Genomic DNA, 25,036 nt, shown 5'->3' on the forward strand with positions numbered 1-25,036 from the left:
ACGGCAAACGGCAAAACAATGCTTTTTTTCAAAATGGCTGGCAATTCGCCGAGCAGCTGCGCACTCGCCTCGGCAAACCTCAGCGAACAGGAAACGGCTCGCGGCCCTTGGTCGGATCTTCGGCAACGAGTCGCTCAACGCGGCCACCCTGTTGTACGAAGGTGGCGCTGAGCAAAGTCAATAAGTGGACTGAGGCAGTCGACGACACAGGTTACGCCGCTCAGCAGGCCGCGATCCGTCAGGACAACCTGGCCGGTGATGTCGAGAAGCTCGGTGGTGCGTTCGATACCGCGTTCATCAAGACCGGGTCCGGCGCGAACGAAGTGCTCCGCACAATGGTGCAGGCAGCGACCGCGCTCGTCGACATATACGGGGAACTCCCCGAGCCGGTGCAGACGACCGCGCTCGTCATCGGGGTCGCGACGACCGCCGTACTCCTCTTCGGTGGTGCCGCCGTCGGTCTTCGCGCGAAGTATCTCGAGTTGAAGACTGCACTCGACACGACAAATGGCAGCTTCAACCGAACCGCGATCCTCGGGGGCGCAGCGGGTCTCGCACTGACCGGTGTCATCACCGTCATCGCATTGCTCGCACAGCAGCAAGCCGAAGCGCGCGCGAAGGCCCAGGCGTACGCTGACACGCTCGAAGACGGCAACAACAAGATCACCGAGTCAACCCGAGACCTCGCCAAGGCTAACCTCGCAACCGACCGGACGCTCCTCTGGGCGAACTTCGGTTCCGCCTTCGACAACGCGCAGAAGCTCGGCATCAGCCTCGACCTGGTCACGGACGCCGCGACCGGCAACGTCTCCGCGATGAAGGAGCTCAGGTCTGTGCTCGACGTCGCCACGGGCGGCGGGCAGGACGCGCAACGGATGGCCGATGAGCTCGGCATCAGCCTCATCGATCTGTCCCAGTCAGCCGGCACACTCGACGAGGCAGTCCGCGGCGAAGCATCGTCGCTCGACGCCGCGATCGAGATCCAGGAGCAGCTGTCGGAGGTCACCGACGAGGGCACAGAGGTCACGAAGACCGCCACCGAGGCTTACGTCGCCGCGGCCTCAAGCGCCGATGATCTCACTTCCTCCCTGGAAGAGCTGATCGAGATAGTGAACGAAGCGAACGGGGTGGGGCAGGACGCGATCACCGCGAACATCGACTACAAAGACGCGCTCTCCGACGTGAATGAGGTGATCCGGAAAGCCAAGGAAGGTCTCGACGAGAACACCGACGGCGTCGCCGACTACACGCTCACCCTCGATGAAAACACGCAGGCCGGTCGAGACAACATGGACATGCTGGTTGAACAGGCGTCCAAGGCCCAGGATGCCGCTGATGCCCAACTGGCGGTCGATCACAACACGGACGCTTACTTTGAGCGGCTGCGGACCGGTCGTCAGACTCTGATCGACAACGCCCAGGCGTTCGGTTACAGCACTGAGCAAGCCGAAGCGCTCGCGGATCAAATCTTCCGGATCCCTTCCGACGTTGAGGTGAAGGCGATCGTCGAAACGTCTGAAGCCGCATCGCGGATCGACCGGTTGCGGTCGGCCATCGATTCCCTCAAAGACAAGACGGTCAAGATCAACCTCACGACCCCGAACGGTGTGGCGCTGTCGGATCGACAAGTCGCCCAACAGTTCGGGTTCGGTTCCGCGAACGGCAACCTCATCGCGGCGTATGCGAACGGCGGGATCGAGCATTACGCGGGCGGCGGCATTCGGGAGAACCATGTCGCACAGATGGCTCGTGGTGGTGCGGTGCGGGTGTGGAACGAACCGGAGACGGGTGGGGAGGCGTACATCCCCCTCGCCCCGTCGAAGCGGGCCCGGTCGGTGCCGATCCTCGCCGAGACAGCCGCAGCGATGGGATACACGATCGTTCCCGCCACCGCCTCACGGTTCGCAGACGGCCGTGTGCGCGGTTCACGCGCAGCAGTAACCACGGCCGGCCGTTCCGGCCCGCTGTTTCAGATCATCGTCAACCCGACGCCGGGCATGAACGAGGACCAGCTCGCACGCAAGGCCGCGAAGGCCGCTGTCGAAGAAATCGAACGCCGAACCGCATAGCGCCCCGACCAACCCAAGGAGAACAGCATGACCGACTACACCGACCGGGCCGATGCCCTCAAAACAGCACTGCAAGACGTCGTCCGAGATCTTGAAGCAGACCTCGGCAAGCTCGCACGACACCGCGGGCGCACAAACGCCACGACGTCCGGACCCAGCTTCCGCGACCCAGGCCCCAACCGGCACACGTACAACCAACAGCGGTCCGAACACCCGGGACGAGTCCAGGCAACCGTCGACTCGTACCGGCCCGCGTTCAGCACCGCACGTGACCTCATCGGCAACGCCCTGCAGGAGGCATCCACTGGCCCCGAACGCACCATCCGCACACAACTGATCGACACGACCACGGCAGCCGCCGCGATCACCACCCACGACGACGCACGCACGCTCGTCGCGACCTTCGAGGAGTAACCATGCCCATCGACCCGTACCTCGTGAACCGTGCCGCGCAGACCTTCCCCCTGCACGTCCCCGACACGCTCACACAGTCCCGCCCCGGCTTGCGAGCCAAGTCCGTCGCTCACGCGGCGTTCAAGGCCGCACAGCAACACCTCACCAACATCAGCACCGCCGCCCGCTACGAACACCCCGAGGTCGCACCCGATGTGACCCCGGAGCTCCGTGCGGGTGTCACGGCGAACCTCCGCTCCCGGGTGGTGGATGCGTTCGAGAGCCCGCTCGGACTCATCCGCCAGGCGGAACGCGCACTCGAGGAAGCCAACAAGGCCGCGGAACCCCACCGCCTCAAGCTGAACCCCGAATCGACGTCGCAGTTGATCCGCACCGACCAGGCGTGGAACAACCACATCAAGCCGATGCTCGACGCCGGCAAGGGTTGGGACGAGATCATTCCCACCCTCGACGCGGATGGGGTCCTCGCCGCACAGCGCTTCGCACCAGCCCACGAATCGAACGCTCGCGACCGGTTCCACCAGCACGAAGTCCCCGCGGTCGTCGATGGGATTCGGGCGATGGCGGAACGACGAGCGGTGGACATCGCCCCGCCCGAGGCGCGCGAGATCCTCCGTGAAGCTCAGGACGTCGCCGCCGTAGTCGAATACACCCGCAACATGGCCCGGTGGACCGCCGAAGCTGACTACCGCAACGCCACGTCGTACACCATCGGCATCACACGCTCCGCGTTCCAGGTCGGCGCGCAGAACCCCGTCGACACGTCCCTCGACGCTCAGGAAGCGTACGCAACGTCTCTCGCCAGCTGACGAGAACGGGACCGGAGCCCCTGCCCACCCTCACCCGGTGGTGCTCCGATCCGGGGCCGTCCCCGACCAACGGTGGGACGGCCCCACCTCAACAGCACCACCAAACAGGAAAGCTGGAAATCATGGGCTCACGAGTCCCAGGAACACAGTCATTCGGCCGGCAGAACGAAGAACGCGACCAGCTTCGGCGCGGCGTCCAAGACGCCCTCCGCGTCGACGGGGCGCAGTACGCGCAGCTGTACGCACGGTTTCAAGAACTCGTCGCCCAATCTGTGCTGCCCGCCGAGGTCTTCGAGGTCGACCACGCGCCCGCGATCACGGCAACGATCGGGGCAGAGTTCGCGACGGTGACCACGCCGGTCCCAGACGGATACACCCGGGCGCTCGTGTCGATCACTGCGACCGTCCGGGTTCGCAACAGCGGGTCCGCGGGCTCATGGGCAGATCTGAACTTGTCCCCACGGATCCAGGGCGTGGTGCAGATCACGAACTGGGGTTCCATCGACGGAACGAGAACTGGCACCGTTTCCGCTTCTTGCACCGAGGTTCTCGAGGGCCTTGCTCCCGGGGACGATGTCTCGGTCAGCGCGTCAGCGTCGTTCCCCGTGGCCTACACGCTCGGACAGGTCAGTGTGGCCGGATCGATCCTCTTCTTGCGCTGATCACCCGCGCTCAGCGCACCCTGCCGGAATGGGGTGAGGAAGTCTGAGCTGACCTTGAGGGTCGCCTGAGCCAGCCCTGAGGCACGCTCCGTAGTGTCATCTGTGTCGCAACGAACGGGGCCGAGAACACAGGCACAACGCAGCGCGACAGGCACGGGAACGAGGCGTGGGGACGCCAAGGACTCGAGTAGCAAGACCACGAACGGGGCGAGAAACCTGGGGTATCTCACCGTTCGCGAATCGGTGCAGACGCCAGCCGTCCGACCGCGTGGATCGCGATAACGCCTGGGGAGGCGGCGACCACGGGCAACGGACGGCGGCGGGCCCGGTCAAAGCTCGGCGATTCGCGTGCGCGACCTGTGGACAGACCTTGCCAACCGGTCGGGTCCACGGCGTACTGTTCACGCATGGATGAGTTGAGGACTCAACCGCACTGCCCAGACGGCTCGACCGTGATGGTTGACGACGGGCCCACGGTGCGATGCCGTGGATGCGGGTGGATAGGTGTCGAGCGCGCGGTCTAGTTGGGGCCGGGGATTTGAGCTTCGAGCACTTCGAACTTGACTTCGTCTATCTGCGTAGCGCCTGCTGTGAGCACGAACTTGTACCGCCCGGACGGCAAGGGCATCCCCTCGAACCGGACCGCGAAGGTGAAATCGAGTTCAGTTCCAGGGGCCAGCCCAGGCGGTCTTCCCACCTCAAAATCACCGCGCATCTCGACAGGATCGGACGACTCGCCAAGCCGAACGTTCTGACCGTCCTCATTGAACAGTTCGACGAGGAGTCGACGCCGTCGGTTGGCGTCGTCCCAGGGCACGAGAATTTGGCCAGCGACATGAATACTCACCGGCGCACCGGGGGGTACTCCAATTCGGCTCCACCCTCCGCCTTGCACATAGAGCTTCCCGTTGATGGCCTCCGCGAAGTCGCAGAGGATGAGAAATCCGTGCACTAGACCGAGACGGTTCCGGCGCGCCACCCGGTCGTCACGCCCGACGAAGACCAACCAGACAACCACTGAAGGCTCTGTTCTCGCCATGTCGTCACGTCCACAGACACGTCGATCAGATCGTCTTCGACAGACACTACTGTGCCTTCGGCCTGGTGTCCCTCGAGATCATCCAGCTGCACTCGGCCGCCGAGCATGACTGCCCCGGCGGGAGCGTCCAGCAGGTCGGCGAACGTCACGGTGAGCGCGTCCTGCTCGTCCATTGATTGAAAATCTGCAGCAAATCGCATTTTTTTCTCCTTGAGCGTCAGCCTAGAGCGGCCGGAACCTCTGCGATAGATCCTCCCACGTCTCGTCCGTGAGGTCGCCGGGAAGGATTAATGAATAATGCGGGTGCGGTCCAGTTGCTGTCAATGAGTACTTTGCGTCTGTCAGATCACTTACGTGGCACCACAAGAACTCACTGAATAAGCGTCGGAGAACGGAGGACGCGGCGATGATCTCCCTACACGACATGCCAGCGCCGGCAGCCACAGAGAGCGCCGGAACACCGTGAGTTGTCACGCACCGCGCAAAGTTCTGATTCGTCGCGTGACGGTCCAATGGGCCGCCACGCACGACGAAGTCGTGCTCGCCCAGTGGCGGAGCGTCTCGGTACTTGAATGGGCGCACCACCTGCATATGGTAGCTCCGCCGACGCGTGGTGATGTGTCCCCGTCTGCGGTTAGCATCGTCATCTGGCGGGCCGGCGCCTGACACGGAGAAGGGGTTCCGGCAGGTGGGCACGAACAAGCGGTACGCCGCGCAGATCGACAAACGCATGGACGACCGCATTGTGCAGACGGTCACCACCGAGCAGCCGCTGCAGTCGCTGACAGAGAAGGAACTGCGCCTCGACGTCTACCCACTGACGACGTCGCCGCATCCGCTCGAGGTGCTTGTGTGGGTGCGGTTCGGGCCTCACGCTGTCCAGGTACGAGCTCGCGCGGTGCGGTGGACGCAGAAGGCCGTCGGCATCGAGTTCACCATCGGCGACCAGCAGCATCGGACATGGGTGTGGGCGAACGCCGTCGACCGGGCAGAATGAGCGGCATGCTCCAGACCGTCGCAGAATTGACCACCGCTGTCGCGACGATCGTTGCAGTCGGCGTGTCGCTATGGGTCGCGGTTCGCGCGGAGCGCCGAGCAGACCGCGCCGACAAGAAGATCCTCGCGGCGGAAAATGTGCGGCGTCGAGCGCAACGGGTAGAGCTGACCGCCGAACGCAACAGCCTCGACGGGCGAATCCCCACCCTCGAGCACTGGCTACAGGTCGAAGGCAGCTACAAGGCGGGCAGCCCCCGCGAGGCACAGCTGCAGGCCGAGCTCCGAAATGCCCGCGATCGCATCACTCTGATAGATGCGATCCTCTCGGAACTCGACGCGGAGGAGGTCGGCTAACGTTCGGCTTGTCCCCGCACTAGCCGAAAGGGTTTCCAGATGCCGCGATCTACCGCAGTGCACCGGGGCGACATTTGGGCGTACGCGACGACACTGACGGGACCGCTCGTTCCCGCGCGAATAGTCGTGCCGCCGTCCTACTACGGGGACGCCATCCGGATACGGCGTCTCGATGACCCGAACCTCGACGAGATGTGGGTGGATCGAAAACGTCTCCCCTGCGAGTGGGAGGACGTCGAGACTTTCCTCGCAACACACCCTCAGATCCGACGGGCTGAACAGCCGACAGACCTGGACGAATCCGAACAACGGTTCCGCGATGCCGCGGACGAGTTGTTCGGAGCTGGCCGCCTTGCCCTCCAGGTGATCATCCGGGACGCCGTCGCGCGCGCGCTGCAGCAGCCTCCGAAGCTCGCGTACACCTACGCAGAAGCAGCCGTCGCGGTCGGCGTGAGCCCGGCCACGCTACGAAACGAAGTCGCGGCCTCCCGCTTGATCCCGTCCTTCGTTGGAAGCAAACCGATCTTCACCGCCGAGGAGCTGACGAGATGGCTCCGCTCTCTTCCCGCCGAACCGCGCTAGTCCGCAGAAAGTCCGCAGAATCTTCCACGCGGCGCAACAATTGCCAACACCGGCCACCACCGAAAGGCGCATGAAATCAACGAATTCAGTCCCCGCCAGCACCCCGCAACGCGCAGGGTGCGATTCGTCAACTACCGCTGAGCGAACCCGGCCACACGGGTGGGGTTCTCACGCGCCGAACTCGAGTCGTTCCGTGATCGCGAGATCCCGGAATTCGTTCCGCCGCATCCACGCCTGCTGTTCGTCGGCATCAATCCGGGCCTGTGGACCGCAGCCACGGGGACTCCCTTCGCACGCCCCGGAAACCGGTTCTATCCGGCACTCGTCGCCGCGGGCATCATCCCGAGACTGCCGCGCATCCCCGACGAAGGGATGCCGGCAGAGGATCGTGCCATGTTCTTCGACGCGGGCATCGGCATCACGAGCATCGTCCACCGCGCCACCGCCCGCGGCGACGAACTGACCGCGCAGGAGCTGCGGGATGGCGCGCTTCGCCTGGAGACGGATGTCGCACGCTGGCGTCCTGTCGCGGTGGCGATCCTCGGTCTCACGGCATACCGGCAAGGGTTCGCTAGACCGCGAGCGCGAGCGGGACGGCAGGACGAGTCGCTCGCGGGCTCGGAGTTGTGGGTCTTGCCGAACCCCAGCGGTCTCAACGCGCACGAGACGCTCGCCTCGCTCGCCGCCGCCTACGCGGCTCCCGCTCGCGCCGCCGGCGTGCTCGCCTGAGAGACGAAGACCCGCCCCTATAGCAAGGCGGCCGCGTGCGCACAACGGGCTACGTCTGTGCTCGGCCGTCGGCGAGACTCATTCCCTCCCAGCCCCCCGGATTGCGAGGACCGAGATGACAGAGCGTGACAACCGCGGCCAGCCGCATGGTCCTGAGCGACTGCCCGACGAACAGCCGCCACCCGACCCGACCGATCTGACGAATCAGACGGCACTCCAGCACGGCGCGCCCAGCCGATGGCTCGTCCCCTCGGCGGTACTCGCGGGTGTAGTGGTCGTGCTCTCGCTCGTGGCGCTTCAGCTCCAGCTGGTGATCCCGATCGTCTCGATCGTCTTCGTCACCGTGATGTGGGTGTTGATGTTCGTCGCGTCGCGACGCACCCCGGACATCCGTCGAAAGAACCGTCTGCTCGCGTGGCTGATGGGGGGAATGGCGGTCGGTGCCGCCATATTGTTCGCGACCCTCTACGCGGTCGAGGCGTCGGGCATAGCGGGCTGATTCACGGGCGACCGCCCGGCAGCGACCTCACCTGCCGACGAACCCGCGCACCCAGCGACCCAGGCGGGCGTAAGCCTCTTCCCGGGCTTCGTGGCGCGAGAGGAAGACGTCGTGGATGGCGCCGTCGATGCGTTCGACGGTGACGGATGATCCGAGGCCCAGGGCCGCTCGAGCGATCTCGTCGACGTTCAGCACACTGTCGACCCGCGTGAGCTCGTCCGACCAGTGGGTCGGCACGGCCGACCGTGCGGACAGCAGAACGCACACCGGCACGTCGATCGCCAGGCCCGCGGCGATGCGCGCGTGCCCCCTGAGCACCGCGTTGAACCATCCGGCGTAGACCGCCATCGTCTGATCCGGTCGCCACTCCGGATTGATGACGACGGGATCGTCGGGGTCCGCGACCGCGCGCTGGGCCCGCGTGTAGAAGCCCAGGTCGACCTGGGGCGCGACATCGAGAGGATGCAGCCGCGCGCGCAGACTCACGACCGGCGCGAGTGCTGCGCGCGTGAGGCCGCTCAGCTGGAACTCCAGCCACGGGCTGTTCAGGATGACAGCGGATGCGACACCCGGATGCCGCGACGCCCACAGGCTCAGCGTCAGGCCGCCCGTCGAGTGACCGAGCAGCACGAGCCGTCGCTCGCCCCGATCCATGACGGTGAGCGCGGCGGCGATGTCTTCGTCGTAGTCGTCGAAATCCGTGATGTAGCCGGGCGTTTGACCCTTCCGCAGACTGCGGCCGTACTTGCGCAGGTCGAGCGCGAAGAAGCGCGCCCCGCGGTCCGCGAAGAAGCGAGCGAGGCGGGTTTGGAAGAAGTAGTCCGACCAGCCGTGCACGTACAGCACGTCGACGTCCGCCAGGGACCGATGATCCCCGAACAGACGCTCACCGAGCGACTCGACCGGCAGGTGGCGGACGAGCGTCGCGACGACGTCGCCCTCGTCGTCGGAACCGAGCGGCAGCGTGCGCTGCTCGAAGCCCGGCCCGAGCACGTCGGGCCGCCAGCCCGCGTCCGCCGCCGTCACGCGATCAGGTTAGCGCGCCGGAGTCGGGACGCCCCGCGCGCGCAGCCGCGAACACACCGATCCCGACGCAGGCCGTGATGATCAGCGCCATCGGCAACGCCGTATGCTCACCCCAGAGACCGACGAGCGGCGATACGGCGGCGCCCGCGACGAACTGGGACGCCCCGATCAGAGCGGACGCTCCGCCGCGCGCGCTCTCGGTGCGCGCGAGTGCGAGCGCGGTCCCGTTCGACATCGTCAGTCCCGTACCCGCGCAGAGCACGAAAGCGCCCGCCACGAACGACCAGACGGCGAGCGAACCGGTGAGGGTGAGCACGACGAGCGCGATGCCGGCCGTGAGCGCCAGCCCTTGGCCGATCGCGAGCATGCGCCTCGGGTGCACGCGCGGCGCCAACCAGGCGTTGACCAGGTTGGCGAGGATGAGGGCCGCGCCCGCGATCGCGAACATCAGCGAGTACCCCACGGGGTCCATGCCGAGCGCGACCTGCGCGACGAAAGGAGACGCCGAGACGTAGGCCAGCATCGCGGCGAACCCGAGCGCGAAGGCCACGAGGTAGCCCCGATAGGCACGGTCGCGCAGGAGCCTTCCGAACGTGCGGACGACGGATGCCGCGCCCCCCGTCGCTCGCCGCTCCGGCGGGAGGGACTCCGGCACGAACACCGCGGCCAGCACGAACATCACGACGGCGAGCACGGCGACGGCCCCCAGCGCCCCGCGCCACCCCCACGCGGCCGCCAGCAGCCCGCCGATCGGCGGCGCGATGATGGGGCCGAGCCCGACGACCGTCATCATCAGGCTCAGGGGCCGGACGGCCTGCCCGCGCTCGCTCAGGTCGACCACGATGGCGCGGGAGATGACCATGCCGGCCGATCCCGCGAAGCCCTGCACGATCCGCAATCCGATGAACACCGCGATGTGCGGCGCGAGCGCGATGCCGACGGATGCCACGGCGAAGACCGCGAGCGCGGCGAGCATCACTCGACGCCGGCCGAACCGGTCCGACGCCGGGCCCAGGACGAGCTGCCCCGCCGCGATGCCGATCAGGAATCCGGTCAGCGTCAGCTGGACCGTCGCGGCGGGCGCATTCAGGTCGCTCGAGATGTCGGTGAACGACGGCAGGTACAGATCGACCGCGAACGGCCCGACCGCGGCGAGATAACCGAGGACGGCGAGCAGACCGGGCGTCAGCCGCCTGGGCAGGCTCACTCCCCGCGCGAGATCGCGACCATCTCGTCGCGCGGCACGACCTTGATGCGCGCACGCTCGTGGGGAGCGCCCAGCGCCACCTCGTGCTCGTCCAGTCGGTGCCAGCCCTCGAGATCCGTCCAGCGCACACCGCGCTCCGCGAGAAGCGCGGGAATCGCGCCTTCCGAGGGATCCTCGGGCTGCCACCACGACGCCTGGTCGTTGATGAGGTGCCGGACGGTCTCCATCGCGTCGGACTTGGTGTGCCCGATCAGTCCGACGGGCCCGCGCTTGATCCACCCCGTGGCGTAAACACCCGAGACGCGCTCGTTCGAGTCCTGGTGGATCGCCTGGCCCTCGTGGTTGGGGATCACGCCGTGCCGGGCGTCGAAGGGCACCCCGGGCAACGGCGATCCGAAGTATCCGACGGCGCGGTAGATCGCCTGGATCGGGACCTCGCGGAACTCCCCGGTACCCACGATGCCGCCCTCGGCGTCGGGACGGGTGCGCTCGTACACGAACGCTGTCGCCCGGCCCGAGGCATCCTTCTTGACCTCCACCGGTCGCGCCCAGAAGTGCAGGTGCAGGCGACGGGATGCCTCACCACCGGCATTGTTCACCGACGGGCGCTTGCGCCACGACTGCAGCACGCGGTCGATGACCATGACCTGCTTGTTGCTCGCGATCGCGGTCTTCGAGGCCTCGTCGTAGTCGAAGTCCTCGTCGTAGACGACCATGTCGACGTCGCGCAGCTCGCCCAGCTCGCGCAGCTCCAGCGGGGTGAACTTCACCTGCGCAGGCCCCCTGCGACCGAAGATGTGCACGTCCGTGACGGGGGATGCCTTCAGCCCCCGGTAGACGTTGTCGGGGACCTCGGTGGGCAGCAGATCTTCGGCGTGCTTCGCGAGCATTCGTGCGATGTCGAGCGCGACGTTGCCGTTGCCGATCACCGCGACCGACTCGGCCTCGAGGGGCCAGGTGCGCGGCACGTCGGGGTGACCGTCGAACCAGCTGACGAAATCGGCTGCGCCGTAGGAGCCCTCTGCGTCGATGCCCGGGATGTCGAGATCGGTGTCGCGGATCGCGCCGGTCGCGAAGATCACGGCGTGATAGTGGTGCTTGAGGTCGTCGAGCGTGATGTCCTCGCCGTAGCGGACGTTGCCGAACAGGCGGATGTCGCCCCGGTCGAGCACCTCGCGGAGCGCCGTGATGATGCCCTTGATGCGCGGGTGATCGGGCGCGACTCCGTATCGCACGAGCCCGTAGGGCGCGGGAAGCTGCTCGAAGAGATCGATCGAGACATCGAACTTGCGCTCGGTCTTGAGCAGGATGTCCGCGGCATAGATGCCCGCGGGCCCCGCTCCGACGATGGCCAGCCTGAGCTTGGTCATGGGGTCCTTCCGGTGGTGCGTTGCGAAGTGGGGGGAGCGCTGCGCGCGCTCAGCTGCTGCGGTCGACGACGGCTTCCGAGAAGCGCGTGAGCGCGTCGCGGACAGGACCGGCGGGGAGCGGATCGAGCGCCTCGACCGCTTCGCGTGCCCAGACGTGGGCCAGGCGCAGCGTGCGAGCGGTGGCGTCGTGGTCGCGCAGATCGGCGAGGGCGGCGTCGAGGATGGCGGGATCGGCGCCGTCGGCGATCCGGGCCACACCGCCGTCGATGCGGACCTTCAGGGCGACCGAGTCCGCATCCGTCTCCTGACCGAGCAGGAGGAACGGCATCGTCGGCACACCCGCGCGCAGGTCGGTGCCGGGAACCTTGCCGGTCTCGTCGGGGTCCGCACTCAGATCGAGCACGTCGTCGAGCAGCTGGAATGCGACGCCGGTCTTCTCGCCGAACGTGCGCAGCGGCATCCCGTACTCTTCGGGCGCACCGGCGAAGACGACGCCCGTCTCGGCGGCGGCGGCGATCAGCGAGCCGGTCTTGTCGGCGAGCACCTGCAGATAGAACGCAACGGGATCGTCGCCCTCTTGCGGTCCGACCGTCTCGTGCATCTGACCGAGCACGAGACGTTCGAACGTGTCGGCCTGCAGCCGGATGGCCCGCTCGCCCTGTCGCGCCATGATCTGGCTCGCGCGCGAGAACAGCAGGTCACCCGTCAGGATCGCGACGTTGTTGCCCCACACGGTCTGCGCGCTCGGCACCCCGCGGCGCACGTCCGCACCATCCATCACGTCGTCGTGGTACAGCGAACCGAGGTGCGTCATCTCGAGGGCGGTGGCACCTTCGATCACGGCCGGGGTGATGCCCTCACCCAGGTGGGCGGAGAGCAGCGCGAGCATCGGACGGATCCGTTTGCCACCGGCCTCGTACAGGTACCGGCTCGTCGCATCGGCGAGCGCGTCGGTCATCTTCAGTTCTTCGGCGAGGCTCGCCTCGACCCGATCGAGACCCGCCTCGACCTGCGCGAGAAGTTTGCGCGAGCGCGGGCCTGCGAAAACGCGCTCGGTCATGCCGAGTCGGCTCGTCAGTCGCGAGCCGCGCGCAGAGGAGCCCGGAGTCACCCCTTCAGCCTACCGGCGGGTTTTCCGCCCGCGGTGCAGAGCGACGATCCCGAACGAGAGGTTCCGGTAGGCGACATCCTGCCATCCCGCCGCGCGGATCCACCCGGCGAGGGTCTGCTGGTCCGGCCAATCGCGGATGGACTCGTTCAGATAGTCGTACGCGTCGGCGTTCGACGACAGCGCCCGTGCGACGAGCGGGAGCACCCGCGAGTTGTAGAACCCGTACAGTCCGGCGAAGGCGCGGGAGGGCGGATGCGAGAACTCGCAGATCACCACGCGGCCGCCCGGCTTCGTGACCCGCAGCAGTTCGGCGAGCGCCTTGCGGGGCTCGACGACGTTGCGCAGGCCGAACGACATCGTGACGGCGTCGAACTCGTCATCGGCGAAGGGCAGGTCGGTCGCGTTCGCCTCCACGAACGAGAGCCCCGCCACCGTGCCGTGTCGGCGGCGACCCTCGGCGATCATGCCGGGTGAGAAGTCCGCGGCGACGACCTCTGCGCCGCTGCGCGCGAGGGCGACCGACGAGGCCCCGGTTCCGGCGGCGAGGTCGAGGATCCGCTCGCCCGGGCGAGGCGCGATGGCTCGGCGCGTCGCGATGCGCCAGAGCTGGTCGTTGCCGAGGCTCAGCGCGGTGTTGGTGCGGTCGTAACGACCCGCGACCTGGTCGAACATGCTGCTGACGCGGGCCGGATCCTTGCCGAGATCGGCACGGTTGTGAGCGGCGGAGGTGGGCTCGCTGCGGTCGTCAGTCGGCGGGTGCGGGGTCACCCGTCGAGTCTACGAGGCGCGCCAGCCACCGGGCCGCCGTCACGGGATCGTACGGGGGCCGGTGCGCGGTGACCGCGGCGAAGAGTTCGGCCGTGACAGCTTCGAGCTTCTCGACCAGATCGAGCGGGTAGCCGTAGCGAACCCGATGCTCTTCCCACTCGTCCTCGTCGTCGATGTAGACGCCGCGCTCTTCCTGGTCGACGACGTCGAGGTCCATGTCGATCCCGGTCGGCACACCGTCGGACCAGCGTGCGTCCCAGGCGATATCGATATACACGCGCGTCGGATGCGGGCGCGCGTTCATCGTCAGAACGTGGTCGCCCGACGGGGGCAGCAGCATCACGTTGTCCTCGACCACGACGACCGAGCGACCCGGTCGGTCGCTGCGCCACCCGCCGCGCTGACCGAACCAGTCGCCCCACTCGTCCGCACCGAGATAGACGCACTCGTGCACCCAGTGGGTCGATCCGTCCCACTTGCGCCAGCGGAACTCGAGCTTCGTCCCTATCGGGGGAGTCCCGACGGCGGGACGATCGGATGCCGCGGCCGGCACATTCGGATCTGGGCTCACGCAGCGAGTCTAGGCTGGAGAGGTGACCGAGTCCGCCCCATCCCGCGTGCGCCGACTCGTCGTCACCACCCGCGAGATCGATCCGATCGAGGACCTTCTCGCGTATGCCGACCCGGCGCATCCGCTCGCGTGGCTGCGGCGCGGCGAGGGCATGGTGGGTTTCGGCTCCGCGGCGATCATCGAGGTGGGTGGGCATCGAGCCAGCCCCTCGCAGGGTTCGCAGGCCGCCGCGCTGGCCGATGGGTGGCGGGCGACCGCCGCCGCGGCGATGATCACCGACGAGGTCGGCCTGCCCGGAACGGGGCTCATCGCGTTCGGCGCGCTGAGCTTCGACCCCGCCTCGGCGACGGCCAGCACCCTGGTCGTGCCGCAGTTCGTCTTCGGCCGGAGGGCCGGGCGGTCGTGGATCACAACGGTCGTTTCGGACGACGCCGAAGCGCCGAATGCTCCCGATCCGAGTGAGTGGGGACCGGCCTGGTCCGCAACCGTCGGGCCCGGCGAACTCGATGCGCCCGGCTACCAGGCCGCGGTCCGCGCCGGCCTCGAGGCTATCGCCGCGGGCGAGGTCAGCAAGGTCGTCCTTGCACGAGATCTCATCGGCTCGGTACCCGCGGGTGCGGATCTGCGGCGACTCGTGCGTGCGCTCGCGACGGGGTATCCGGATGTCTGGACGTATGCCGTCGACGGCATCATCGGCGCGAGCCCCGAGACCCTCGTCACGGTCTCGGGCGGAACCATCACGGCGCGGGTACTCGCCGGTACGGCACCACGCGGTGCCGACGCGGACGGCGACACCGAGGCATCCGTCGCCCTGTCCGCCAGTGGCAAGGATCAGGACGAGCACCGCTTCGCCGTCGAGAGCGTGCTGCGGACTCTTCGCCCCCACACGAGCGTGCTCACCGCGAGCGAGCAGCCCTTCGCGCTCAAGCTGCCGAACGTCTGGCATCTGGCAACGGACGTCGAGGGCATCGTCGCGGACGGCGTCTCGGCCCTCGACCTCGTCGGGGTGCTGCACCCGACGGCCGCCGTCGCGGGCACACCGACCGCCGCGGCGCTCGAGGTCATCCGGCGCATCGAGCCCTTCGACCGTGGCCGGTACGCGGGACCCGTCGGCTGGATCGACGCATCCGGCGACGGCGAGTGGGCGATCGCGCTGCGCAGCGCTCAGTTCGGCGAGGGTGGTCGTATCTCGGCCCACGCGGGTGCGGGCATCGTGCTCGGCAGCGACCCCGAGGCCGAACTGCTCGAGACGCGCATGAAGTTCCGCCCGATCGTCGACGCCCTGGCCTGATCAGCGGTCGAGCGGCACCTCGATCAGCTGACGACCGCCGACGGGCGAGACGAGCAACTGGTCGAGCGCCGACCGCGCCGTCGGGCGGTGGTACTCCCAGCCGTAAGCGAGAGCCAGGTGCTCGAGGCGCACGTTCTGCGGGGTGAAGAGCACCCGGTCCATGTCGTCGGGCGACGCCACCTGCGCGACCTCGAGCCCGTCGAAGATCGTGCCGCCGCCGTCGTTGCCGACGACGACCTGCAGGCGCGGCTCGTGCTCGTTCGGGGGCAGCAGGAGCGCACCGACATCGTGGAGGAATGCCAGGTCACCGAGCAGCACCCGGGTCACGCCCGAGTGGCCACCCGCCTGGCTGGCGAGGGCGATGCCCGTCGCGGTCGCGATCGTCCCGTCGATTCCCGCGACACCGCGATTGGAGTGCACGGGCACCTTCTTGCCCCCCAGCACACCGTCGGCGACGCGCACGAGTCGGGATGACCCGAACACCAGGCGATCGTGGGGCCAGGTCGCGCGCCACAGGGCGTCGACCAGGGCCGTGCGGTCGAGCGGAGCCCGTACGGCGGCGAGCTCTGCATCGACAGCCTTACGCCGCGTCGCGGGATCCGCGGCCGAGAGGCCCTCGAGATCGGGCGCTGGCGTACCGAGGTCGGTCTCGTGCGCCTGCGAAGCACGCAACCAGGCACCCAGCCATTCGCGGTCGGTCTCGCCCGGGTCCACGCGCACGGACTCGACCGCCTCGGTGCGGCCGTTGAGATTCAACCGTTCACCCGGTCCACGGATCGCGATCACCTCGAGGGCGGGATCCGAGAGCAACGCGGCGACCTCACGGCTGAGCGTCGGCCGCCCGAACACGACGACACGCTGGACGGCCCCGCCCAGGGACTCGTCACGAAGCAGCGCCCGATAGCCGTGCACCAGGTTGCGCCCGAAACGCGCACCGCTGACGATCTCGGCGATCAGGGGCCAGCCGCCCTCGTGTGCGATCCGCTCGGCCTCGGGGCCCGCGTCGGCACCGGCGACGATGACCGTTCGGGGGCCGCGGGCCAGGGCGAACGGCACCGTCTGGTCGGCTTCGTGGACGTCGGCCAGCCCGATGCCGCCACCACCCTGATACAGGGCGCCGGACGCGGGCTCGGTGGCGTTCTCGACAGGCCCCGCGGGCGCCGCTTCCGGGGGAAGACGTTCGGTCGCGAACCAGGCCGGAACGGGGCCGGCGAGCGGTTCTCGAACCGGCAGGTTGAGGTGCGCGGGCCCGGCGGGCATGAACGCCGCCCCGGATGCAGCGGCGAAGGCATCCGCGGCGATCGCCCGGAATGTTGCGGTCTGGGCCGACTCGCCCGCGTCGTCGACCTCTTCCGGCACCGGCGCATCCAGCGCGAAGCGAGTCGATGGGCCGAACAAGCCCGGCTGGCGCGTCGTCTGATTCGCGCCGACACCGCGAAGCTCCGGCGGACGATCCGCCGTGAGCAGGAGCAGCGGAACCCCCGCATGATGCGCCTCGAGCGCCGCGGGCAGCAAATTCGCGACGGCGGTACCCGACGTGCAGATCACGGGCACGGGTCGTCGCGATTCCCGAGCGAGCCCCAGCGCCGTGAAGCCGGCGACGCGCTCATCGATCCGCACGTGCAGCGATACCCGGCCCGACCGTTCCAGGGCGGTCGCGGCGAGAGCGAGGGCCTGCGACCGCGATCCCGGGCTGAGCACGATGTCGCGCACGCCGAGATGCACGAGCTCGTCGAGCAGCGCGGCGGCCGCATCCATCGCGGGGCTCGGTGACAGCCGCGGCGTCGCGCCGCCGACGGTAGACACCTCAGCCGATCGAGCCGCGACGTGGGCCGTCGGAGTCCGGGTCTGCGGTGTCCTGGTCTGCGGCGCCCTGGTCTGGATTCTTCGGTTCGACGGGTTTCGGCCCGTCCGCCTCGGAATCCAGCATCGCGAGCTCTTCTTCGAGACGGCGAATGCGTTCGTCCTGATCCGAGAACGAGCCCGACCCGATCCTTCCCAGGAACTCCACGTCATCGTCGGGCGCCGACGCCAGCTTCAGGCGCGAGGGACGCGACCGGCCGACGACGAACCACAGTGCGCCCCCCAGAACGGGAAGCAGGACGACGATCGCGATCCAGGTGGTCTTCGACACCCCGCGGTGGCGGCTCGGAGGCTGCACGGCGACGTCAACGATGCTCACGACGTAGAACGCCAATGCCAGCACCGCCACGATCAGGAGCACGCGGGGCATAAGGACCATCCTAGGCGCGACCTAGGATGAGGGGGTGAAGGTTCCACCAGTCCTCGTCTACAGCGTCCTGCGCCTGTTGGCGTTCCTGGTCCCCCTCGGCCTCATGCTCCTGCTGCCGATCTTCCGTCAGAACTGGCTCCTCGCCGTGGTCTTCGCGGCTCTGATCGGGCTCAGCTTGTCGCTGCTGTTCCTGCGTCAGCCCCGCGCCGCCGTCGCCCAGGGTCTCGCCACGCGTCGCACCAACGCGCGCACGCAGATACGCGACGAGGACGCCGAAGACGACCTGTCAGCCGACGAACGCCCACGCGAGGAGCGCGGCGTAGCCGAGTGACGTCACCGACGTCAGTGCCAGCGCCGTCACGAGTTCACGGGGCGCGCGGTAGGTCCAGACGATCAGGATCGCGGGAAGGCCCGCCAGCAGCGCCAGCAGTGTGAGCCAGGCGATCGGGTAGACGAGCGCCAGGAAGCCCGCGATGCCGAACGGCACGAGCAGGAACAGGGTGAACAGCACCTGGGTCGCGCGCTTGCCGATCAGAACCGTGAGCGTGCGCTTGCCCGCGCTGCGGTCCTGGTCGATGTCGCGCAGGTTGTTCGCCAGCAGCACGGCGCAGGCGAGCAGTCCGATCGCCACGGCCCCGAACCAGGCCTCCTGCGGCACCGCGAGTGCCTGCACCCAGGTCGTGCCGACGGTGGCGACGAGCCCGAAGAAGACGAACACGAAGATCTCGCCCAGGCCGAAGTAGCCGTAGGGTCGGCGACCTCCCGTGTAGAACCACGCCGCGACGATGCACGCGGCGCCCACCGCGATGAGCCACCACTGCTCGGTCCGGATGACGATGGCGAGTCCCGCGATGGCGGCGAGCGCGAAGAAGGTCAGGGCGACGGTGAGAACGGTGCGGGGCTTCGCGCGGCGGGCACCCGTCAGCCGCCCGGGGCCGACGCGGTGGTTGTCGGTGCCGCGGATGCCGTCGCTGTAATCGTTGGCGTAGTTGACCCCGACCTGCAGGCAGACGGACACGGCCAGGCAGGCGAGTGCGATGACCCAGTGGAAGACGCCGGTCGCGAGCACCGCGGCACCCGTGCCCACCACGACGGGCGCGACCGCAAGCGGTAGAGTCCGCGGGCGCGCGGCGCCGATCCAGTCACGGGCCGTCGCGGGCTCCACCCTCACGGCATTCGGCCGACCGCTGCGGCGGGGATCGCCACCGCCGCGGTTCTTCGGGGAGCTGCGCTTACGAGGAGTACGGGCCACGAGGGAACATCCTAGGTCCGCGCTCAGAGCTTCCGCAGGAGGACGCGGTCCACCGTGTGATCGGCGGCCTTCTGCAGGATCAGCTTCGCGCGATGCTTCGTGGGCAGCACATTCTCGAGCAGGTTGGGCAGATTGATGTCGTTCCAGAACCCGCGCGCGACGCGCGCCGCCTCTTCGTCGTCGAGGTCCGCGTAGGTGTTGAAGTACGAGGCGGGCGTGCTGAACGCCCCGCGCTTGAGCGCCATGAATCGCCCGAGATACCACTCGGCGATGTCGTCGACCTCGGCGTCGACATAGATCGAGAAGTCGAACAACTCGCTGATCGAGACGTCTTCGGGGCGCGGGGCGGGCTGGAGCACGTTGAGCCCCTCGACGATCAGGACATCGGGCCTGTCGACCGTGACATGGGCGTCGGGGATCACGTCATAGCGCAGGTGAGAGTAGATCGGCGCAGACACCCGCGCCGCGCCGCTCTTGACGCTCGTCAAGAAGTCGACCAGCGTGCGGCGGTCGTACGACTCGGGAAACCCCTTGCGGCGCATGAGTCCGCGACGCTGCAGTTCCGCGTTCGGGTAGAGGAACCCGTCCGTCGTCACGAGTTCGACGCGGGGGGTGGCGGGCCAATGCGTGAGCAGTTCCCGCAGCAGGCGCGCGATCGTGGACTTTCCGACGGCCACCGATCCTGCTATCCCGATCACGAACGGGGTCGTGGTGTCGGATTCACCCATGAACGCGCTGGTCGATGCCCCGAGGTCTTTCGCCGACTCGACATACAGGCTGAGCAGCCGACTGAGCGGAACGTACACCTCGCGGATCTCGTCCATGTCGAGGTGGTCGCCGAGCCCCCGGATCTGCGCGATCTCGGTCTGCGTGAGCGGCTGCTCCTCGCCCGACGCGAGCCGGGCCCAATCTGCTCGGCCGAACTCGCGGTACATCGTCGAGGGCAGCGCGGCGTGCTCGACGAGGTCGGTCACGGCGTCCCGTCCCCGCGCAGCAGCCGGACGACGCGGTCCAGGACGGCGTCAGCCACGGCGCGTTTGGTGCCCGAGACGTCGGCGACGATGTCGCCCGATGACGCGAGCACGACGGCAACGTTGTCGTCGGCTCCGAAGCCCCGGCCTGCGCCGACGGCGTTCGCGACGAGCAGGTCGGCGGGTTTGCGGGCCACCTTCTCGCGGGCGAGCTCCACGAGTTGTTCGCGGTCGTCCACCGTCTCGGCGGCGAACCCCACGAGGATCCGCCCCGGGACGGGTCGCGACACGAGGGCGGCGAGCACGTCGACGGTGCGCACGAGATGCAGGTCCATCCGCTCGCCGTTGACGGCCTTCTTGATCTTGCGCTCGGCGAACTCCGCGGGGGTGAAGTCGGCGACGGCCGCGGCCATCACGACGACGGCGGCGCTCACGGCCTCACGCGCCACGGCGTCGGCGAGCTCGGCCGCCGTGCCCGCCTCGATCGTGTGGATCTGCGCCTCGGCGAGCGCGGCGGCCGGCTGCGGGTCGAGGTGCGCGGCGATCACGGTGACGACCGCGCCGCGGGCGGCGGCCGCGAGTGCGAACGCGACGCCCTGCTTGCCGCTCGAACGATTCCCGAGGTATCTGACCGGGTCGATGGGCTCTCGGGTGCCACCGGCGGTGACCAGGACGCGGAGTCCGGCCAGGTCCTGCGCCGGGGCATCCTCTCGCGCACGCGCGTCCGCCGCGGCCAGGGTCGCCGCGACGATGTCGGCGGGTTCGCTCATCCGCCCGGGTCCGACATCCGCGCCCGTGAGGCGGCCCGAGTCCGGCCCCACGATGGTCACCCCGCGCGCCCGCAGAGTCTGGACGTTGCGGACCGTCGCGGGATGCTGCCACATCTCGGTGTGCATCGCGGGGGCCACGACGAGCGGCGCACGACTCGCGAGCACGGTCGTGCCGAGCAGATCGTCGGCCAGCCCGGTCGCGAGCTTGGCCAGGCTGTTGGCGGTGGCGGGGGCGACGACGATGACATCGGCCTGCTGCCCCAGGGCGACGTGTCGCACAGCCGAGACATCGTCGAAGACGGAGGTGCTGACGGGGTGGCGGCTGATCGCCTCCCACGTCGGCGCACCGACGAAGCGCAGTGCCGCATCCGTCGGGATCACGTGCACGCTGTGGCCCGCCAGCACGAGATCGCGAACCACCTGAACCGCCTTGTAGGCCGCGATTCCTCCCGTGACGCCGACCACCACCTCGAGCACGCGGGTCATGCGTACATCGCACGGTACGTGGGCACATGGCCCAGCGGCGTCGTGACCGGCTCGGCGGCCAGCACGGCGTGCGCGATCGCGCGGGCCATGACGTCGGCACCCGCCGCCAGCACCTGGTTCACCCGATCGCTGGCGTGCAACGACTCGAGGGGACCCTCGGGCGGCGGCCAGGGGCCCCTGCCGGTGGAGAGCGCGAAGGCGACGTCGCCGTCGGAGAGCGTGTGGATGGGACGGATCGCCCGAGCCATCCCGTCATGGGCGCACCCCGCCAGACGCAGGAGCTGCCCGCGGGAGAGCGGAATGTCGGTCGCCACGACGGCGAGCGTCGTATTGAGCGGCCTCATCGGAAGGCGGCCTCCGGCGAGCGCCGACAGCGCCTCGAACGACCGACGGCGCGCGGAGTCGTCCGGCGGGACGAGCCCGAATTCCGGGACTCCCGCGTCGTCGGAGAGCTCGAACTGCTCACCCCAGGGCAGTCCCGTCCGCTGGTTGACGGTGCTGCCGGCGGAGTTGACGACGACCAGCGCGCCCACGACCCCGCCGCCGGGCAGGACGACGCTCGCCGTGCCGACGCCGCCGCGGATCTCGCCGGCGACGGCCCCGGTCCCCGCCCCGACGGAGCCCTGTGCGACCGGCGCACCGTCATCGCTCGCGAAGGCGGACTCGAACGCCTCGCGGCCGAGAGCGGCGTCCGGCCTGGCGAGGAAGTCTCCCCCGCGCCCGAGGTCGAAGAGCGAGGCGGCCGGCACCACCGGGACGACGTGGGTCGGCTCATTTCCGACGACGAACCCGAGTCCGCGCTCGGCGAGCCCCGCCATGACGCCGCCCGCCGCGTCCAGTCCGTAGGCGCTGCCGCCCCCGAGGTAGACGGCGTGGATGCGCTCCACGACGCCGGTGGGATCGAGCGCGGCGATCTCGCGCGTCGCGGTCCCGCCGCCACGCGCATCGACCGCCGCCGTCACACCCGCGGCGCCGCCGAAGACGACGGTGGAACCCGTGAGCCACCCGTCGCCGACACGGCTCGCATGCCCCACCCGGATGCCGTCCACGTCGGTGATGGCGTTTCGGGGGCCGATGCGCAAGCGTCCGGTGCCGCCCAGGCGCCAGTCGAGGTCCGCGAGATCCACGCCTCCACCCTAGCCCCGGGCGGCGACGCACCCACCGATCAGTGCTTCGAGCCGGTCAGCGCGAGCACCCCGCCGAGCCCGATCATCATCCCGCCACCCGCCGCCGAAAGACGCTCCACGCGGCGCGGGCTGCGGGCGAACCAATCGCGGGCGGAGCCCGCGGCGAGCGCCCACACCGAGTCGCTCGCCCACGCGAGGATCGCGAAGACGATCCCGAGCTCGAGCATCTGCAACGGGATCGTGCCGGCGCCGTAGTCGACGAACTGCGGCAGGACGGCGACGAAGAACGCGATCGTCTTGGGGTTCGTGGCGCCGACGACGAACCCCTCGGCCACGAGGCGCCGGGTCGACGAGGCAGCGGCCCCCGCCGCGACCGCGGCCGCGGCGTCCTTGCGGTGACGGATCGCCTGGATGCCCAGCCAGACCAGGTATGCGGCGCCCGCGAACTTCACGATCGTGAACAGCACCACGGACTGGGCGACGATCACGCCGAGGCCGAGCGCCACCAGCACCACGAGGACGAGCATGCCGAGGGTCGTGCCGACGACCGAGAGGACGCCGCCCCGGCGACCGAGCGCGAGGGACCGACCGATGATGAAGAGCACCGAGGGCCCGGGCATGACGATCAGCACGAGCGACGCGATGAAGAACGCCACGAGCTGGGGCCACGGAACCATGCCGCGATCCTATTCCCGCAGGGCGAGCCGGAGCGCCCCGCGGTCGGGCTTGCCCGACGGCAGCTGCGGCACCGGCCGCCGCACGAGGCGCGCCGGGCGGGCGGCGGGGCCGATCGCGCCGGCGACGGCAGCGCGAGCGGCGTCGAGCAGGCGCGCGTCGTCCGTCGTTGCGGGCGGCTCGACGACGATGACGGATGCCTCGCCCCATCGCTCGTCCGCCACACCGATCACGACGGAGAGCTCGAGCCCGGGCACACCGCGCACGACGGTTTCGACGCGGTCGAGCGAGACGTTCACGCCACCCGAGACGATGACGTTGTCTCGACGCCCGGTGACCCGCACGACGCCGTCCTCGACCGTCCCGGCATCGCCCGTGCGATACCGGCGGATGCCGTCGGTACCGACCGGGAAGACCGAGGCCGTGAGCGCGTCGTCGCCGAGGTATCCGTCGGCCAGGGTCGGGCCCGCGATCAGCAGCTCACCGTCGACGGAGCGCGCCTCGACGCCATCGAGCGGCACGCCGTCGTACACGCAGCCGCCGCTCGTCTCGGTCGAGCCGTACGTGCGGACGACGCGGGCCCCGAGCGCCTCGGCCCGCTCGCGCAGGGGCACGGGGAGCGCCTGCCCCCCGATCAGGATCGCCTCGAACGAGCGCAGGGCATCCCTGGGGCCGTGCTCGCTCTCGGCAGCCGCGACGAGCGTTGCGAGCTGTGCGGGGACGAGCGAGGTGTACCGCGCGGCCGAAACGGGCATCTCGCGCGCGGCTGCGACGAAGGCATCCGGGGTGAAGGGTCCGGCCAGGTATACCGGGCGTGCCCCCGCGAGGTGGGCGCGGATGAGTACCTGCAACCCGGCGACGTAGGTCGCGGGCAGCGCGAGCAGCCAGGCGCCCTCGCCGATGCGCGCGGCCGTTGCCGTGGCCGAAGCCCGCAGCGCGCCCGCGCTCAGCACGACGGTCTTGGGCACACCCGTGGATCCCGACGTCGTGATCAGGATCGGGTCGCCGGAGCTCAGCGCCGCGGGCAGCGCTTCGGCGACGGCGCGCGGATCGCTTCCGTCACACGATGAACCCGGTAACTGCACGCTCACGGGGCCTAGAACTGCCAGGGGTACGGAGCCCAGTCGGGCTCGCGACGCTCGAGGAACGCATCGCGCCCCTCGACGGCCTCGTCCGTTCCGTAGGCGAGCCGCGTCGCCTCGCCCGCGAAGAGCTGCTGCCCGACCAGGCCGTCATCGACAGCGTTCATCGCGAACTTCAGCATGCGGATCGACGTCGGCGACTTGCCGAGGATCGTCCGGGCCATCGCGAGAGCCTCGCGCTCCAGGTCGGCATGCGGCACGACCCTGTTGACCGTGCCCATCTCGCGCCCCCGCTCGGCGGAGTACTCCTCGGCGAGGAAGAAGACCTCGCGGGCGACCTTCTGCCCGACCTGCTTGGCGAAGTAGGCGCTGCCGTAGCCCGCGTCGAACGATCCGACATCCGCGTCGGTCTGCTTGAACTTTCCGTGCTCGGCGCTCGCGATCGTCAGGTCGCAGATGACGTGCAGACTGTGTCCGCCGCCGGCCGCCCACCCGGGCACGACCGCGATGACGACCTTCGGCATGAACCGGATGAGTCGCTGCACCTCGAGGATGTGCAGGCGTCCCACGCGGGCCGGATCGGTGACGGATGTCTCGTCTTCCGAGTACTTGTACCCATCGCGGCCACGGATGCGCTGGTCGCCACCCGAACAGAACGCCCAGCCGCCGTCCTTCGGGCTCGGTCCGTTGCCCGTCAGCAGCACGACGCCGATCTTCGGGTCCTGGCGTGCCGCGTCGAGCGCACGGTAGAGCTCATCGACCGTGCGCGGTCGGAACGCGTTGCGCACCTCGGGCCGGTTGAACGCGACCCGCGCGATGCGTCCGTCGACCGAGACGTGCGCCGTGATGTCCGTGTAGGCGTCCGCGCCGGGCGCGAGGCGCCACTCAGCCGGATCGAAGATCTCCGAGACCATGAGACTCAGCCTAGGCACCCACAGGAGCA

28 protein-coding genes are annotated in these 25,036 nt (G+C 69.0%); 11 read left to right on the forward strand and 17 right to left on the reverse strand.

The window, feature by feature from the left end; all coding sequences use genetic code 11:
* Nucleotides 1-161: 161 nt before the first annotated feature.
* The 4 genes from CGU35_RS12720 to CGU35_RS12735 all read left to right on the forward strand — a co-directional run bounded on the left by CGU35_RS12720 (nt 162) and on the right by CGU35_RS12735 (nt 3,954).
* Nucleotides 162-2,069: a hypothetical protein gene (locus CGU35_RS12720; protein WP_100811965.1), complete on the forward strand. Its 1,908-nt coding sequence runs from the start codon at nt 162-164 to the stop codon at nt 2,067-2,069.
* A 27-nt stretch (nt 2,070-2,096) separates the two neighbouring features.
* Complete coding sequence (locus tag CGU35_RS12725) at nt 2,097-2,483, forward strand: hypothetical protein (RefSeq protein ID WP_100811966.1); 387 nt, start codon at nt 2,097-2,099, stop codon at nt 2,481-2,483.
* A gap of 2 nt (nt 2,484-2,485) precedes the next feature.
* A complete protein-coding gene (locus CGU35_RS12730) occupies nt 2,486-3,292 on the forward strand; it encodes a hypothetical protein (protein ID WP_100811967.1) in 807 nt (268 codons plus the stop codon).
* Nucleotides 3,293-3,414: 122 nt separating this feature from the next.
* Nucleotides 3,415-3,954, forward strand: coding sequence for a hypothetical protein (locus tag CGU35_RS12735; protein ID WP_100811968.1), 540 nt, complete (start codon nt 3,415-3,417; stop codon nt 3,952-3,954).
* 520 nt (nt 3,955-4,474) lie between these two features.
* Here the strand turns inward: CGU35_RS12735 and CGU35_RS18825 are convergent.
* Nucleotides 4,475-4,993 (reverse strand): DUF6941 family protein, encoded by a 519-nt coding sequence (locus tag CGU35_RS18825; protein WP_442923055.1) that lies wholly within the window; start codon nt 4,991-4,993, stop codon nt 4,475-4,477.
* Complete coding sequence (locus CGU35_RS12745; protein ID WP_146047981.1) at nt 4,906-5,193, reverse strand: hypothetical protein; 288 nt, start codon at nt 5,191-5,193, stop codon at nt 4,906-4,908. The genes CGU35_RS18825 and CGU35_RS12745 overlap by 88 nt, the downstream gene beginning before the upstream one ends.
* Before the next feature lie 488 nt (nt 5,194-5,681).
* Here CGU35_RS12745 and CGU35_RS12750 point away from each other — a divergent pair, with 488 nt between their 5' ends.
* The 5 genes from CGU35_RS12750 (at nt 5,682) to CGU35_RS12770 (ending at nt 8,153) form a co-directional block, all read left to right on the forward strand.
* Nucleotides 5,682-5,990: a hypothetical protein gene (locus CGU35_RS12750; RefSeq protein ID WP_232711300.1), complete on the forward strand. Its 309-nt coding sequence runs from the start codon at nt 5,682-5,684 to the stop codon at nt 5,988-5,990.
* 5 nt (nt 5,991-5,995) lie between these two features.
* Nucleotides 5,996-6,343, forward strand: a complete 348-nt coding sequence (locus tag CGU35_RS12755) for a hypothetical protein (protein ID WP_100811971.1) — start codon at nt 5,996-5,998, stop codon at nt 6,341-6,343.
* 39 nt (nt 6,344-6,382) lie between these two features.
* A complete protein-coding gene (locus CGU35_RS18400; RefSeq protein ID WP_198519588.1) occupies nt 6,383-6,925 on the forward strand; it encodes a helix-turn-helix domain-containing protein in 543 nt (180 codons plus the stop codon).
* A 159-nt stretch (nt 6,926-7,084) separates the two neighbouring features.
* Nucleotides 7,085-7,654 (forward strand): mismatch-specific DNA-glycosylase, encoded by a 570-nt coding sequence (locus CGU35_RS12765; RefSeq protein ID WP_100811972.1) that lies wholly within the window; start codon nt 7,085-7,087, stop codon nt 7,652-7,654.
* Nucleotides 7,655-7,769: 115 nt separating this feature from the next.
* Entirely contained in the window at nt 7,770-8,153 is a 384-nt protein-coding gene (locus tag CGU35_RS12770) for a hypothetical protein (RefSeq protein ID WP_100811973.1), read from the forward strand.
* Nucleotides 8,154-8,180: 27 nt separating this feature from the next.
* On the opposite strand, the gene CGU35_RS12775 is transcribed toward CGU35_RS12770, so the two are convergent.
* The 6 genes from CGU35_RS12775 to CGU35_RS12800 form a co-directional block, all read right to left on the reverse strand.
* Nucleotides 8,181-9,179, reverse strand: a complete 999-nt coding sequence (locus CGU35_RS12775) for an alpha/beta hydrolase (protein WP_100811974.1) — start codon at nt 9,177-9,179, stop codon at nt 8,181-8,183.
* A gap of 4 nt (nt 9,180-9,183) precedes the next feature.
* Nucleotides 9,184-10,386 (reverse strand): multidrug effflux MFS transporter, encoded by a 1,203-nt coding sequence (locus tag CGU35_RS12780; protein ID WP_100811975.1) that lies wholly within the window; start codon nt 10,384-10,386, stop codon nt 9,184-9,186.
* Entirely contained in the window at nt 10,383-11,756 is a 1,374-nt protein-coding gene (locus CGU35_RS12785; RefSeq protein WP_100811976.1) for an FAD-dependent oxidoreductase, read from the reverse strand. The genes CGU35_RS12780 and CGU35_RS12785 overlap by 4 nt, the downstream gene beginning before the upstream one ends.
* 49 nt (nt 11,757-11,805) lie before the next feature.
* Nucleotides 11,806-12,867, reverse strand: coding sequence for a polyprenyl synthetase family protein (locus tag CGU35_RS12790; RefSeq protein ID WP_100811977.1), 1,062 nt, complete (start codon nt 12,865-12,867; stop codon nt 11,806-11,808).
* Between the two features lie 9 nt (nt 12,868-12,876).
* Complete coding sequence (locus tag CGU35_RS12795; RefSeq protein ID WP_100812164.1) at nt 12,877-13,539, reverse strand: class I SAM-dependent methyltransferase; 663 nt, start codon at nt 13,537-13,539, stop codon at nt 12,877-12,879.
* Between the two features lie 73 nt (nt 13,540-13,612).
* Nucleotides 13,613-14,206, reverse strand: coding sequence for a DUF402 domain-containing protein (locus CGU35_RS12800; protein WP_232711301.1), 594 nt, complete (start codon nt 14,204-14,206; stop codon nt 13,613-13,615).
* Nucleotides 14,207-14,228: 22 nt separating this feature from the next.
* Here CGU35_RS12800 and CGU35_RS12805 point away from each other — a divergent pair, with 22 nt between their 5' ends.
* Nucleotides 14,229-15,497, forward strand: a complete 1,269-nt coding sequence (locus tag CGU35_RS12805) for an isochorismate synthase (RefSeq protein WP_232711302.1) — start codon at nt 14,229-14,231, stop codon at nt 15,495-15,497.
* Here CGU35_RS12805 and menD read toward each other — a convergent pair whose 3' ends face one another.
* The gene (gene menD / locus CGU35_RS12810) at nt 15,498-17,255 is read right to left on the reverse strand and encodes a 2-succinyl-5-enolpyruvyl-6-hydroxy-3-cyclohexene-1-carboxylic-acid synthase (protein WP_100812166.1); all 1,758 of its coding nucleotides are present in this window, start codon (nt 17,253-17,255) and stop codon (nt 15,498-15,500) included.
* 49 nt (nt 17,256-17,304) lie between these two features.
* On the reverse strand, nt 17,305-17,730 hold the full coding sequence (locus tag CGU35_RS12815; RefSeq protein WP_100811979.1) for a PLD nuclease N-terminal domain-containing protein: 426 nt from the start codon (nt 17,728-17,730) through the stop codon (nt 17,305-17,307).
* 34 nt (nt 17,731-17,764) lie between these two features.
* On the opposite strand from CGU35_RS12815, the gene CGU35_RS12820 reads away from it, so the two are divergent.
* On the forward strand, nt 17,765-18,061 hold the full coding sequence (locus CGU35_RS12820; protein WP_100811980.1) for a DUF4229 domain-containing protein: 297 nt from the start codon (nt 17,765-17,767) through the stop codon (nt 18,059-18,061).
* On the opposite strand, the gene CGU35_RS12825 is transcribed toward CGU35_RS12820, so the two are convergent.
* The 7 genes from CGU35_RS12825 to CGU35_RS12855 are packed head-to-tail and all read right to left on the reverse strand — an operon-like array spanning nt 18,017 to nt 25,007.
* Nucleotides 18,017-18,982 (reverse strand): 1,4-dihydroxy-2-naphthoate polyprenyltransferase, encoded by a 966-nt coding sequence (locus tag CGU35_RS12825; RefSeq protein WP_100811981.1) that lies wholly within the window; start codon nt 18,980-18,982, stop codon nt 18,017-18,019. The genes CGU35_RS12820 and CGU35_RS12825 overlap by 45 nt on opposite strands.
* Nucleotides 18,983-19,005: 23 nt before the next feature.
* Nucleotides 19,006-19,917, reverse strand: a complete 912-nt coding sequence (coaA, locus tag CGU35_RS12830; protein WP_100812167.1) for a type I pantothenate kinase — start codon at nt 19,915-19,917, stop codon at nt 19,006-19,008.
* 35 nt (nt 19,918-19,952) lie between these two features.
* A complete protein-coding gene (gene coaBC, locus CGU35_RS12835; RefSeq protein ID WP_100811982.1) occupies nt 19,953-21,209 on the reverse strand; it encodes a bifunctional phosphopantothenoylcysteine decarboxylase/phosphopantothenate--cysteine ligase CoaBC in 1,257 nt (418 codons plus the stop codon).
* Complete coding sequence (locus CGU35_RS12840; RefSeq protein WP_232711303.1) at nt 21,206-22,336, reverse strand: P1 family peptidase; 1,131 nt, start codon at nt 22,334-22,336, stop codon at nt 21,206-21,208. Before CGU35_RS12840 ends, coaBC begins: the two co-directional genes overlap by 4 nt.
* Nucleotides 22,337-22,374: 38 nt before the next feature.
* Nucleotides 22,375-23,013: a LysE family translocator gene (locus CGU35_RS12845; RefSeq protein WP_100811983.1), complete on the reverse strand. Its 639-nt coding sequence runs from the start codon at nt 23,011-23,013 to the stop codon at nt 22,375-22,377.
* A 9-nt stretch (nt 23,014-23,022) separates the two neighbouring features.
* On the reverse strand, nt 23,023-24,102 hold the full coding sequence (locus CGU35_RS12850; protein ID WP_374935747.1) for an AMP-binding protein: 1,080 nt from the start codon (nt 24,100-24,102) through the stop codon (nt 23,023-23,025).
* A 5-nt stretch (nt 24,103-24,107) separates the two neighbouring features.
* Complete coding sequence (locus CGU35_RS12855; protein ID WP_181003313.1) at nt 24,108-25,007, reverse strand: 1,4-dihydroxy-2-naphthoyl-CoA synthase; 900 nt, start codon at nt 25,005-25,007, stop codon at nt 24,108-24,110.
* Nucleotides 25,008-25,036 lie beyond the last annotated feature (29 nt).

The organism is Microbacterium sp. BR1 (genome assembly GCF_002812725.1).
GTDB lineage: Bacteria > Actinomycetota > Actinomycetes > Actinomycetales > Microbacteriaceae > Microbacterium.

Bases quoted from the DNA above. Each gene is read 5' to 3' on its own strand.
- CGU35_RS12725 (WP_100811966.1), top strand. From the start codon at position 2,097: ATGACCGACTACACCGACCGGGCCGATGCCCTCAAAACAGCACTGCAA.
- CGU35_RS12730 (WP_100811967.1), top strand. From the start codon at position 2,486: ATGCCCATCGACCCGTACCTCGTGAACCGTGCCGCGCAGACCTTCCCC.
- CGU35_RS12735 (WP_100811968.1), top strand. From the start codon at position 3,415: ATGGGCTCACGAGTCCCAGGAACACAGTCATTCGGCCGGCAGAACGAA.
- CGU35_RS18825 (WP_442923055.1), bottom strand. From the start codon at position 4,993: ATGGCGAGAACAGAGCCTTCAGTGGTTGTCTGGTTGGTCTTCGTCGGG.
- CGU35_RS12745 (WP_146047981.1), bottom strand. From the start codon at position 5,193: ATGCGATTTGCTGCAGATTTTCAATCAATGGACGAGCAGGACGCGCTC.
- CGU35_RS12755 (WP_100811971.1), top strand. From the start codon at position 5,996: ATGCTCCAGACCGTCGCAGAATTGACCACCGCTGTCGCGACGATCGTT.
- CGU35_RS18400 (WP_198519588.1), top strand. From the start codon at position 6,383: ATGCCGCGATCTACCGCAGTGCACCGGGGCGACATTTGGGCGTACGCG.
- CGU35_RS12770 (WP_100811973.1), top strand. From the start codon at position 7,770: ATGACAGAGCGTGACAACCGCGGCCAGCCGCATGGTCCTGAGCGACTG.
- CGU35_RS12785 (WP_100811976.1), bottom strand. From the start codon at position 11,756: ATGACCAAGCTCAGGCTGGCCATCGTCGGAGCGGGGCCCGCGGGCATC.
- CGU35_RS12795 (WP_100812164.1), bottom strand. From the start codon at position 13,539: ATGTTCGACCAGGTCGCGGGTCGTTACGACCGCACCAACACCGCGCTG.
- menD (WP_100812166.1), bottom strand. From the start codon at position 17,255: ATGGATGCGGCCGCCGCGCTGCTCGACGAGCTCGTGCATCTCGGCGTG.
- CGU35_RS12815 (WP_100811979.1), bottom strand. From the start codon at position 17,730: ATGCCCCGCGTGCTCCTGATCGTGGCGGTGCTGGCATTGGCGTTCTAC.
- coaA (WP_100812167.1), bottom strand. From the start codon at position 19,917: ATGTACCGCGAGTTCGGCCGAGCAGATTGGGCCCGGCTCGCGTCGGGC.
- coaBC (WP_100811982.1), bottom strand. From the start codon at position 21,209: ATGACCCGCGTGCTCGAGGTGGTGGTCGGCGTCACGGGAGGAATCGCG.
- CGU35_RS12845 (WP_100811983.1), bottom strand. From the start codon at position 23,013: ATGGTTCCGTGGCCCCAGCTCGTGGCGTTCTTCATCGCGTCGCTCGTG.
- CGU35_RS12855 (WP_181003313.1), bottom strand. From the start codon at position 25,007: ATGGTCTCGGAGATCTTCGATCCGGCTGAGTGGCGCCTCGCGCCCGGC.